Raw genomic sequence first — 11,245 nt, 5'->3', positions numbered from 1 at the left:
ACCCTTGCCGCTCATCGGTCCGCTCATACGGTGCCGCCCTCAGTTGTTCCGTCACTTGGGCCTGTAATACCTGATTGAGCACCTGCTCGACGAGTTTCGCTACACCCCCATCCTGCTGAAAGAGGTCTTTCAAAGTTTCGTCGTTCAGGGTAATCTGGTATTGAGCCATCTTCTATCCCTCCTGGTGATGTGATTCTGACCAATCTCACATTCTACCAAAGAGGGTGGGATGGCTCATATTTATGCCCCGGGGCGCCATCCCTTTTTACACAGCATACCGGACTCTACTTCGTTTCATTCCACAGACTTTCGAATTTGAACAACGCTACCAAATCGATGAATTTTCGAGTGAAAGAGACTGAAGTTCCCCAGCACCCCGTATGAGAGAATCCTCGGGCTTGACGGTACGCTGCTTCCATACAGGTTTGGTTTGGAATCACCCAAGTCTACGTGAGAATCGATGTTATCCATGCTTATGCTTAATGGCCAATCTTATGGGGACTGTTCAGCATTTGAACAGGAGCTACGTGTAATGATTTGTCCGCTGCAAGGCATAGGTGCAGGAACAGCATCAGAAAGTCTTGCAATTTTGCGGATTCTCCCCGATAATTTGAACGATTATGAATCCCCTGCCGCATATCACCCACATGGGGGCAGTGGACAACAGATCGGTGGAGGACCGTAACCATGACACTGTGCTTGATGCGAAACCTGGAAGAACGCGACTACGGCCCCATTTTGGATGTAATGGATGCGTGGTGGGGACGATCGGTGTCTCACCTGCTGCCGCGCGTTTTCTTTCAACACTTTCAAGACACCAGCTTCGTGGTGGAACAGGATGCACAAATCATTTCCTTTTTGGTTGGCTTTGTCTCTCAAACCTACCCAGAACAGGCATATATCCACTTCGTCGGTGCCATTGCACCGTAAAGCCGTCCTGCAAGCAGTGACACGGTAAGATGACAGGCGCGAGAGTGTGGTCAGGCCGGTTTCCTGCGACGGTGGGCGACACCGCCGTCCGGGGTATGTGTGGAGGAGGGACAATGGATATGAACGTGCGCGTTCTGGAGGCGGAAGATGCAGCGGCCTATCGGAGACTTCGTTTGGAAGCTCTTCTTCATTCTCCGGAGGCGTTTCAAACGACCTATGAGGACTTTGCCGCACGCTCGTTGGAGCAAATTGCAGCGCAGCTTGCGCCCTCGCCGTCTCACGTCACGCTCGGTGCGCACACGCCAACGGGGCACCTGGTTGGTACGGTAACCTTGGTGCAGGAACAGGGGCGGAAGGTTCAACACATTGCGAATGTGTTCGGAATGTTTGTAGCTGCACCCTGGAGACGGCGTGGGGTCGGGCGGATGCTGTTGGAAGCCGTCATCGCCCACAGCCAACAGTGGCCGGGTGTGGAACAACTCCGGTTGTCGGTGGTACGGAGCAACGATGGGGCATTGCGACTGTACGAATCACTCGGGTTTCAAAAGTTCGGTATCGAACCGAACGCGCTCAAGCTGGATGGAGATGCGTGGGACGAGGTGCATATGGTCCTTTCTCTCACGCACCGGGAAGGTGCGCCGCGCGGATTCGACGCGTATGGGGCGCGGGGCTTCAACCATGTGACCATCAATGTGGCTGATTTGGCCGTGTCACTTTCGTTTTACGTGGATACCCTCGGGATGGCGCTGGTCCATCGCGGGCGTCGGGATGTGTACTTGGAATGGGGAGATGCTTGGATTTGCCTGCAGGAGCGACCAGAACTTCCGTCGCCGAACGCACAGCTCGGTGTGGATCACGTGGCTCTGCACGTCTCGCCGACTGCGTTTCACCGAATGGTGGAGATTCTGCGGACACGGAATGTTCCGTTGGTCCGCGGACCCTTGGAGCGGGGAGGTGGCTGGACGGTGAACTTTCTCGATCCGGACGGCACCCAACTCGAGCTGCACACAGGGACGTTGGCCGAGCGGATGAAGAACTGGCGCTAACCTGCGATGGACGATTTCATTCGGGCGAGGAGGTTACGGCATGGTTTATCGCCATCGTCCCATCTGATTCCCCCAGGGGCAGTGCCCCGTGAGCGATTACCAAACGGTCCCTGCGGGGCCACTGGGGGTACGGTATGAAGCGAGATGGGTTGTTTGTGCATCGAAATTTTGTGTGGCTGTCCACCGGCACGGCCATTTCATCCCTCGGTGACCAGGTGGGATGGCTGGCGCTGTTGTGGCTTGTCGCGGTGCAGTACTCGTCGTCGGCAAAGCTGGGATGGACAGTTCTGTGTTATGAGTTGCCCAGTGTCTCAGCCGCCATGGTGGCAGGGGTGCTGATGGACAGATATTCGCGTCGGCGCCTGATGGTGGCTGACAATGTGGTGCGAGGCGCTGTGTTTCTCTTGGTTCCAATCCTCTGTTGGCGCCATGCGCTGCCGTTTTGGTTGTTGTGCACCGCCATGGGGGTCGCCGGCCTGCTCAGCCCGCTGACAACCATTGGCGCGATGGCGATGGTGCCACAGGTGGTGCCCGCAGATGAGTTGTCCGCGGCCAATGCCTGGGAGGAAACCATCTGGCAGGGTGCCACGCTGCTGGGACCGCTGGTCGGCGGCTTGTTGATTCATCGCTGCGGGCCTGCATGGGCCATTCTGCTGGATGGATTGTCGTTTTTCGCGTGTGCTGCTTGTCTCCTGTGCATGTCCACCGGGAGCCACATCGCCAGGCGCTCAGCGGGAGGGTGGGCCGTTCGCACCGCCATGAGGGATTGGTTCACCGGCGTCCGAGCACTTCTCGCACTGCCCGTGGTGTTGGCCATCACCGTGATTGCGCTCATGCTCAACGCAGTGTACGGGCAGTTGGACGTGGCGCTGCCATGGCTGGTGCATCGTGACCTCTCCCTCGGCGCGTCTTCCCTCGGTCTGTTGTGGACCGCCTACGGACTCGGTGGAGTGATGGGCACAGCCGTATTTGCCGCCGTGCGCGTCGGAAATCAACAGGGGCTTTGGATGAGTGTCATGGTGATTGGGATGGGCTTGAGTCTCCTGCCATTGATTTGGGTGCATGGCGTTTCGGAAAGTCTCGGGCTGCTGTGGTGTGCGGGATTTTGCTTCGGGCCGTATGCCCCGCTGGCCCGCACCATCGTTCAGAAGCATGTCCCAGATGGCCTCAGGGGCAGGATCTTCGGCATTCGCACCGCCCTCATGGGATTGGGGGTTCCCGCCGGAGCGTTTCTTGCGGGCATGGCGTTGCACGCATTTCGCGCGGACGTGTGGGTAGGCGTTGTCGGCAGCGTGGTCCTGGTGGTGGGGCTCGGCATGTTGGTATCGCGATGGTGGCGGAAGGATCGGTGGGAGGCTGGGCGCCCGTAACGGATACAGTACGTTGTGGATCAGCGGATAGGAGTTGACATCATGTATATTCCCAGTGCGTTTCAGATGGACGACGCGGCCATCGAGCGGTTCATCCATGACCACAGTTTTGGCGTATTGATCAGCGCGGTGAACGAGACGCCTGCGGCCACGCACATTCCGTTTTTTTACAACCCAGAGGAGCGGGTGCTGCTGGCACATCTGGCAAAGGCGAATCCACAGTGGCGGACGTTGCACGGACAATCGGCGCTGGTTGTGTTCCAGGGACCCCATGCTTATATCTCGCCGTCATGGTACGAAACACCTGCATCGGTTCCCACGTGGAACTATGTGGCTGTCCACGTTTACGGGACCTGCCAGGTGGTGGACAGTCAGCAGGAGCTGGCGGAGATTTTAGAGAAGACGATCCGATTTTACGAACCGGATTCTTTACTGCCCACCGAAGCTGATGAACCCTTCTACCGAAAGATGATGCAGGCGATTGTGGGGATTCGCATCCGCATTACACACATGGAAGGGGCGGCGAAGTTGAGTCAAAACAAGTCGCCGGACGTGCAACAACGGGTGATTGCCCGACTTCGCGAATCAGGCGATGCAATCGCGCAGCGGGTGGCGGATTGGATGCAGCACCAGTGGCATCGAACAGATGGGACCTGAGCAAACATCAAGCATGACGGAGGAGAAGTATGTATGAGTTCAGCAAACGACCTTCATATCTGGCCACCGGAGGACCAGGCGGATCGACGATGGTTGGAAGAACTTTGGCAGCGCGAGTGGGGCGGCGATATCATGGTCAGCCGTGGGCATGTGTATCGCTTGACCGACTTGCATGCGCTCGTGGCAAAGCTGCGTGACGAGCGGGTCGGCGCTGCGACGTATCGATTCGACGGCGTGGGTGGATGCGAACTGATGAGCATCAACGCCACGCTGGGTGGACATGGCATCGGGTCGCAACTGCTCGGGGCGGTGGAATCCGAAGCTCGAGCGGCGGGATGTCAGCGTGTGTGGATGGTCACAAGCAATGACAACATAGATGCGCTGCGGTTCTACCAGCGGCGAGGGTATCGGATGACAGCCGTGCATTCCGGCGCCATCGATGCAGCCCGGCGAATCAAGCCGACCATACCGCGGGTGAGTGAGGATGGGATTGAGATTCGCGACGAAATTGAGCTTGCAAAAGATCTTGAATGAGTGATACCTAAGGAACCGTCCGATGGCCGATGATGACCATCGTTGCAGTTCGACGGATTGATCGCTTCACGGGTTCGTTTTGCAGCGATGACGTGGAAGGCGAAGTCAATCATTCGTTCCGGTTCGCGGGGCCGCCGAAGCGGCCTCGCGTTCGATTTTTGGGCGAGGTGGCAGGCGGGCGTGTTTGAATGCTGAGAGCTATAGTATACTGAACAGAGAGTCAGTGGAGGGGTTCGCCGTCAAGTGCTTGTCGACCATCGTGAGCGGATGGAAACGTGGCATGCCAGGGAAGGAGCGAATGTCCGTTGGTCATTCGGGCCAGAGGCAAACTGATTGCGGCGTTGATCTTGGTGGCGGTGGTGATAGGCGTTCTGATTGAGACGGCCATCACGCGGGCATCCACCTATTACATCACCGTTCCGGAATTGTACGCGCGGGGGACTGCGGCGCTGGGGCAGGAGACGGCCGTCAGCGGGAACATTCTTGGCAACACCGTGCGCTGGCAACCGGGGATTCGCCGCTTGACCTTTCAAATCACAGATGATTCTGGGAAATCGAGATTGGCCGTCTCTTACTACGGGGACAAACCGGACAGCTTCACGAACGACTGGCCGGTGATTGCGTTCGGAAAATTGACGTCCACAGGTCAGTTCACCGCGGATAAACTGCTCATCAAGTGTCCATCCAAGTATACGGCGGCGGGAACAAACGGCTAACCGCGCTCCATCCTGAATGACGGGTTTAGAGTTCAGAGTAGTCAGAGAGGGGCGACAACCATGGCAGGCACGTTGGGACAAGCCGCAATTCGACTGCTCCTGGTCACTGTCTGCGCCAGTTTGGTGGTTCAAACCCAAGCCATCCGCACGCGTTCGGCCGCCTGGCGGACGGCGGGGCGGTGGCTGATGGCGGGCGCGTTTGTCGTTGCGGCGACGGCTGCGGGTTGCCTTCTGAAATTGCTGTTGTTGGAAGACAATCACTACCTTTACGTGGCGGAGTACACGGGGCCTGGTCTAGCGTGGATTTACCGAGTCGCCGCGCTGTGGGGAGGCAATGCCGGATCACTGCTGTTCTGGGTGCTGATTCTGACGCTCTACGGCGCGATGGTCAGCTGGAGCCGGCACGACGACAGCGAGCGGATGCTGCCGTGGGTGGCCTGGATCCTCAGTGCCCTCACGTTGTTTTATGCCGTGATTCTAAACGTTGCGGTGGCTCCTTTCGCGCGGTCCGCAGAACCCATACCGATGAGCGGGTTGAACCCGTTGCTCCAGAACCCCGGAATGACCATTCATCCGGTCAACCTGTATCTTGGCTTTATCGGATTTTCCATTCCATTCGCCTATTCCATAAGCAGCCTCATTCTCGGAAAAACCGATGCGACGTGGCTTGTGGTCACGCGCCGTTGGACACTGGCCTCTTGGCTGTTCCTGAGCATCGGAATCCTCTACGGTGCGCACTGGTCTTACGAGGAGTTGGGGTGGGGCGGCTACTGGGCGTGGGATCCAGTGGAGAACGCGGCGCTCCTGCCGTGGTTGACCGCCACCGCGTTCCTGCATTCCGCCATTGTGCAGGAACGAAGACACATGTTGACGCGGTGGAACCACGTGCTCGTGATTCTGACGTTTTGGCTCACCGTGTTGGGGACGTACCTGACGCGAAGCGGCGTCATCTGGAGCATCCATGCGTTTACAAACAGCGCGCTCGGCGCGTATTTTCTCGCCTTGCTGATGGCGGTGGGCGCTGCGTCCTGCGCCATTCTCATCTGGCGCTGGCGGGTGCTTCGCGGAGGCCCGCCCATGACGGCCGTCGTTTCGAGAGAAAGCGCATTCGTATTCAACAATGTGCTCTTGGTTGGCTGTACGGCCGGGGTGCTGCTCGGAACGATATTTCCTCTGCTGACGGGGTGGCTTGACGGTGCAGAGAAGGTCGTGGACAACGGGTACTACAATGGGGTCATTTTACCCCTGGCCGTTTGCGTACTTATTCTAATGGGAATGGGACCACTCCTTCCCTGGCGACACACAACCTGGCGGCTTGCGCGGCGGGCCGTTGGCTATCCGTTGGCCGCGGCAGTGGTGATTGGGCTCGCGCTGGCGTTGGTACTGTACATGCCCGCCGGCCGTCTGCCGGTGCTTGGGACCTCGGCACTGGTTGCCGCCGTCTTCGTGGTTGCGTCGGTGCTTCTGGAGTACGCGCAGATTGGGCGGCTCGTGAAAGGTGCATCCGCGCGGGTCACAACCGGAGGTGCACTGCGGTGGATGCGCACGGAGCGCCGCCGGCTGGGGGGATACCTGGTTCACCTGGCGGTTGCGCTCATGGCCATGGGCATCGCTGCGTCTGGTGCGTTTCACGTCAGTGAACAGAAACAATTGGCCGCGGGCGATCCGCCCGTCCGCGTGGCCGGGTTCAGCCTTCGCTTCATCGGCATGACCGTGGACAACGTCGGAGATGACCGCCGCATGTCTGCCAACCTGGTGGTGGAGCAGGGGGGCAAGACGCTTGGGCTGATTCAGCCGGCGGCTGTGTTTTACGCCAACGGTCAATCCCCCACCACGGAGGTGGCATTGTATTCCCGCCCGTTCGCCGATTTGTACGTCGTCATGCTGGGGACGTTGAACGGAGACGAAGCGGTCTTCGATATTCATGTGAATCCATTGGTGCAGTTCATCTGGATGGGGGGATATTTGTTCATGGCCGGCACGCTGGTTTCGCTCTGGCCCGAACGGCGCCATCGCGCTGCGGAACTGCCGGCGTGGCATCCCGTACTCCGCATTCGCAAGCAACAGGAGGATGCGCGAAGCGACCATCAAGCGGGCAAGCTCGGCAATGCAGCTTACCAGGCGCTTCAGAGCGAGCTTAGGTACCAGTTGGTGGATGCGGAAGCCGTGCAAGTCGAGGTGCGCGAACGCATGGCTCGGGAATTGAGCCGCTGGTTCGGGCCGGTGGAAGCGGATCGTTTGCTGGGTTTGTTGGAATACGGATCGGAATAGGAGGGGACGCCATGTTCCGTGCAGGAAAGACAGGGTTTCGCACCGCGTTGGGCGCAGCAGCCGTGCTTGGCTTCACGATGGCAGCCCCGGTGCCGGCATGGGCTGGCGCGTCGGCACCGGTGCAGGTGACCCGCGAGCAGGTGATGTTGATGCCGGTCCCCGTTCATCAGCAGCTGCAGGTGGTTGAGGTGCTGGACGTGACCAATTCGGGTGCTGCTGCGGCCGATGTGGTGCTCCACCTGCCCAAAGACGCCGGATCGGTCACTGTCAATCATGCGGCGGTGGCCCCGGACGCCGACGGAACGCTCGACCTGGCCATGGCTGCGGCAGCCAAGCAAACCGCGACCATCTCCGTTGCGTACACGGTGCCGTTCGTGAAGCAGACGGCCCAGATTGACCTCCACGTCGACGATCCCGTGGATGTGGCCGAACTCTACCTGCCCACTGGGCAATACGCGCTGGCCGCCGAAGACCTGTTTACGACCACGCGCACCGCCCAAATGAACGGAGCGGAGGTGCGCGTGTATACACGAATGGGCATTCCGGCGGGCGCCGTGTGGCCTGTGACCATAGAGCCGATACCGGCCGCGCCATCCACGACATCCGACGCGGCGAAGGGTGGGGCAGGTGAACTGACCACATCCGCGGCCAGTACACTCCCCGTGATTGGAAAACCGCTGACGGAGCGGCAGAATCTTCTGCAGGCGACGGGAAATTTGCTGTGGGCAGCCTTGATCTTGGGGTTCGTGGTGGCTGGCGTTCGCTGGTTTCCCGGAAGTCGGCGGAGGTCGTCTGCGGAGGTGGCGCTGGTGCGCGCGTTGGAACGATTGGAGTACCAACGCCGGGATGGACATGTGACCGGGCATGTGTACAGCCAACGAAAAGCGGAGATTTTGGCGAAACTCGAGCGGGTTCAGCAGCTTAGGGATGACAAACGGCGCCGCTGGCGCGGGGGTGGGGCAATTGTCAGCAACACGGAGCGACAACCTCCTTTCTCTTCATAACGTCGATAAGGAATACCATTTCAGGCCGGTGCTGCACCGAATCAGCGTAGGGGTCGAACGCGGCAGGGCGTATTGGTTGCAGGCGCCGAACGGGAGCGGCAAGACGACCTTGCTCAAGGTGATGGCGGGACTGGTCAAGCCCACCCGCGGCGGCGTTCACTGGTGTGGACGACCCATCACGCGTCGCGACCGGGCGCACTTTGGGGTCGTTCTACAGGCGCCCTGGGTATACGGTGATCTCACCGGGATGGAGAACCTGATGCTGTACGCCGGTCTTCACGGGATGTCGCTGTCCAAACGACGAGAGACGGCCCGTGAGTGGCTGCGGAAGGTGGAGTTGCTCCATGTTGCGGATCGAAGGGTCCGCGAATATTCGAAAGGGATGATGCAACGGTTGTCCTTGGCGCGGGCGATGCTGCACCAGCCGCAGATCCTCTTGCTGGATGAACCGTTCGAAGGGTTGGACACCGGTGGCATTCAATTGATGGCCCAGTTGCTGGACGGCGCTCGGGCAACCGGGACAAGCCTGGTGATGACCGGACACGGCGCGACACAAACAGCCTTCGTCGATGTGCGCTGGACGCTTCGGAATGGACAACTATTGGAGTTGGTGGCGTGATTGGGAGTGGATGGCGCGTCTTTGGATTGCTCTTGATAAATGACATTCGGTTGGAGTGTCGCCGGCCACACTTGCTCGCAACCGGACTCTTGTTTGGCGCGCTCATGATGTTTATCACCGCCATCGCTGTGGACGGTGCCGGAGATCTGTCCGATTCGATGACGGCAGGGCTGCTTTGGCTCAACATTTTTTTCACCACGGCGATTGGTTTTCTCCGTCAGGACCGGAGAGACGAGGAGTACGGGGCGGCGACGGGTATCCGCTTCATCCCACAGGATCTGTCCGTCATCTACTACGCGCGCTGGTGCAGTACGCTCATTTTTATTCTGTGCGCCGTCACGGTGCTGACGGGGATGTTTTTCCTCCTGTTCAATCGTGCAGGTCCGGTTCGTCCGCTGTGGTTTGCGGCAAGCCTTGGCTTGGGAACGTTGGGGCTGTCTGGAATGGGGACGTTTGTTTCCTTGTTGACCGCTGGCAGTACACTCCGCGACGTCCTGTTGCCGATGTTGCTGTTTCCTGTGTCCCTGCCGCTGTTTTTGGGGGTGGATAGGCTGACCGCCAGCGCACTCAGCGGTGCCCCCGTGCCCTGGTCGTGGGCGGGGGTCCTCATTGGATACCTGCTGATGGTCAGCGTACTGCCCTGGCTGTTGTACGAGACGTTGATGGAGGTCTGATCATGAACTGGGTGAGCAAAGGCTGCGTGTGCCTCGTCGGGTTGCTTGGCCTCATCGATCTGTACTTGGCTCTCATCTGGTCGCCGCCAGAGGCGCAAATGGGAGATCTGGTCCGCATCATGTACTTTCACGTTGCCAGCGCCTGGATCGCGTTGATCTCCTTCTGTGTAGCGTTCGGCGCGGCCGTTGGGTATCTGCTGACCCGCAGGCAGCGCTGCGACATGGTGCTCGTGGCCGCCATTGAAATTGGACTGGTGTATACCGCGCTCACGCTCGTCACCGGAGCCCTGTGGGCCAAACCGGTGTGGAATGCCTGGTGGACGTGGGACCCAAGGTTGACCACGACACTGATTCTCTGGTTTCTGTTCATCGGCTGCGTGCTGTTGCGCGCCAGCATGGAGGACGGACGACGCCGGGCGGTGGTTACGGCTGTGTACACGGTGGTGGCGTTCCTCGACGTGCCGCTGATTCATCTGTCGGTTCGACTGTGGCGGTCGATTCACCCGGATCTGGTGAATGACACCGGTTTTCATATGCCGGGAAGCATGGCGTTCACATTGATGTTTGGCTTCGTTGTCTTTTTTCTGGTCTATGTCCTGCTGCTGTATCTGCGAGTTCGGTTGGAGTGGACCCGAAGAACGCTGGCGCGCATGCGGGGCCAGGCCGGTGTACGCGAGACGCTTGTCGGGGAGGCATACCGGACAGCACCCAGCACGCCGATGGACGGGAGACGTTGAGGTGAATGAGGGGGGGAGAGTCATGTCGCATCAACTTGGATATTTGTGGGCCGTCACACTGCTGGTCTGGGGAGGAACCTGCCTGTACGTGATGTCGCTGTGGCGTCGACAGCGGCAGGTGGAAAGGGCGCTTCGGGAATGGCAACTGGAACAGGCATCCGTGCAGAAGTGCGACGAGAGCGCGTCGTTCACAGCAGCAGACGATTGATCACCACGCCGCCGAGAATGGCCACGCCGACCGACACCACCGCTCGCACCACTGTGAACTCCGCACCGTAGAATGGCAACTCGGCCGGAAGCCGGGGCAATGACACCAACTGCCAGGTGGTGACAAAGGAGAACACCGCACCGGGGCTGGACTCCGCCGCCAGCAGCCCCGCGGCCAAAGGATACAGGGCCCAGCGCGACCCGGTGCCGAACATGCCGAGCAGCGCCCCCACCAAGACGCCGGCGAGTCCGGCGTCCTCTCCGAGCCACTGCGCAATCCATTCGGCAGAGAACGTTTGCGAGAGAATGCCCGCGGCGAAGGTGGAGACCACCAACCACGGCAAAGCTTGGACAAAGAGCTCCGCCGTCGTAGCGAGTCCTGCACCGGCCAGTTGAGGCCTGTGGAAGAATGCCGCGACGTACGCCGACAAGGTCACCAAGGCAAAACCGACCAACAACCTGTCCACAGCAGTCTCCTCC

At 59.6% G+C, this 11,245-nt stretch carries 14 protein-coding genes and 1 pseudogene; 13 read left to right on the top strand and 2 right to left on the bottom strand.

Annotation, left to right across the window (positions count from 1 at the left end; all coding sequences use genetic code 11):
* A partial coding sequence (locus G463_RS22810; RefSeq protein WP_035486401.1) for a transposase occupies positions 1-169 on the bottom strand: 169 nt, incomplete at its 3' end.
* A 518-nt stretch (positions 170-687) separates the two neighbouring features.
* Between G463_RS22810 and G463_RS19550 the strand changes: the two genes are divergently transcribed.
* The 13 genes and pseudogenes from G463_RS19550 (at position 688) to G463_RS0108705 (ending at position 10,766) form a co-directional block, all read left to right on the top strand.
* Positions 688-930, top strand: coding sequence for a hypothetical protein (locus G463_RS19550; RefSeq protein ID WP_051322112.1), 243 nt, complete (start codon positions 688-690; stop codon positions 928-930).
* A 29-nt stretch (positions 931-959) separates the two neighbouring features.
* Positions 960-1,520: pseudogene (locus G463_RS23515) on the top strand (N-acetyltransferase family protein); the annotation flags it as partial.
* A gap of 15 nt (positions 1,521-1,535) precedes the next feature.
* Positions 1,536-1,976: a VOC family protein gene (locus tag G463_RS23510; RefSeq protein WP_051322115.1), complete on the top strand. Its 441-nt coding sequence runs from the start codon at positions 1,536-1,538 to the stop codon at positions 1,974-1,976.
* Between the two features lie 134 nt (positions 1,977-2,110).
* Positions 2,111-3,346, top strand: coding sequence for an MFS transporter (locus G463_RS0108755; protein WP_026974869.1), 1,236 nt, complete (start codon positions 2,111-2,113; stop codon positions 3,344-3,346).
* 42 nt (positions 3,347-3,388) lie between these two features.
* Positions 3,389-4,003, top strand: a complete 615-nt coding sequence (locus G463_RS0108750) for an FMN-binding negative transcriptional regulator (RefSeq protein WP_026974868.1) — start codon at positions 3,389-3,391, stop codon at positions 4,001-4,003.
* A gap of 33 nt (positions 4,004-4,036) precedes the next feature.
* On the top strand, positions 4,037-4,537 hold the full coding sequence (locus G463_RS0108745) for a GNAT family N-acetyltransferase (protein ID WP_051322111.1): 501 nt from the start codon (positions 4,037-4,039) through the stop codon (positions 4,535-4,537).
* Positions 4,538-4,842: 305 nt separating this feature from the next.
* Positions 4,843-5,253 carry a cytochrome c maturation protein CcmE gene (locus G463_RS21705; RefSeq protein ID WP_051322110.1) on the top strand — a complete coding sequence of 137 codons (411 nt, stop codon included), beginning with the start codon at positions 4,843-4,845 and terminating at the stop codon, positions 5,251-5,253.
* Positions 5,254-5,313: 60 nt separating this feature from the next.
* Positions 5,314-7,524 (top strand): heme lyase CcmF/NrfE family subunit, encoded by a 2,211-nt coding sequence (locus tag G463_RS0108730; protein ID WP_026974866.1) that lies wholly within the window; start codon positions 5,314-5,316, stop codon positions 7,522-7,524.
* Between the two features lie 11 nt (positions 7,525-7,535).
* Positions 7,536-8,528, top strand: coding sequence for a hypothetical protein (locus tag G463_RS23160; protein ID WP_026974865.1), 993 nt, complete (start codon positions 7,536-7,538; stop codon positions 8,526-8,528).
* Positions 8,488-9,147, top strand: a complete 660-nt coding sequence (locus G463_RS19535) for an ABC transporter ATP-binding protein (RefSeq protein ID WP_169725452.1) — start codon at positions 8,488-8,490, stop codon at positions 9,145-9,147. The genes G463_RS23160 and G463_RS19535 overlap by 41 nt, the downstream gene beginning before the upstream one ends.
* On the top strand, positions 9,144-9,821 hold the full coding sequence (locus G463_RS0108715; protein ID WP_026974864.1) for a heme exporter protein CcmB: 678 nt from the start codon (positions 9,144-9,146) through the stop codon (positions 9,819-9,821). The genes G463_RS19535 and G463_RS0108715 overlap by 4 nt, the downstream gene beginning before the upstream one ends.
* A 2-nt stretch (positions 9,822-9,823) precedes the next feature.
* Positions 9,824-10,558 carry a cytochrome c biogenesis protein gene (locus G463_RS19530; RefSeq protein ID WP_051322108.1) on the top strand — a complete coding sequence of 245 codons (735 nt, stop codon included), beginning with the start codon at positions 9,824-9,826 and terminating at the stop codon, positions 10,556-10,558.
* Between the two features lie 22 nt (positions 10,559-10,580).
* Positions 10,581-10,766, top strand: a complete 186-nt coding sequence (locus G463_RS0108705) for a hypothetical protein (RefSeq protein ID WP_026974863.1) — start codon at positions 10,581-10,583, stop codon at positions 10,764-10,766.
* Here the strand turns inward: G463_RS0108705 and G463_RS0108700 are convergent.
* Positions 10,747-11,232 (bottom strand): permease, encoded by a 486-nt coding sequence (locus tag G463_RS0108700; protein WP_026974862.1) that lies wholly within the window; start codon positions 11,230-11,232, stop codon positions 10,747-10,749. The two genes, G463_RS0108705 and G463_RS0108700, sit on opposite strands and share 20 nt — an antisense overlap.
* Positions 11,233-11,245: the final 13 nt, after the last annotated feature.

Origin of the sequence: Alicyclobacillus contaminans DSM 17975 (assembly GCF_000429525.1) — a bacterium.
Classification (GTDB): domain Bacteria; phylum Bacillota; class Bacilli; order Alicyclobacillales; family Alicyclobacillaceae; genus Alicyclobacillus_A; species Alicyclobacillus_A contaminans.
The sequence above is the reverse complement of the archived record's forward strand: the minus strand, read 5'-3'. Positions and strand labels throughout refer to the sequence as shown.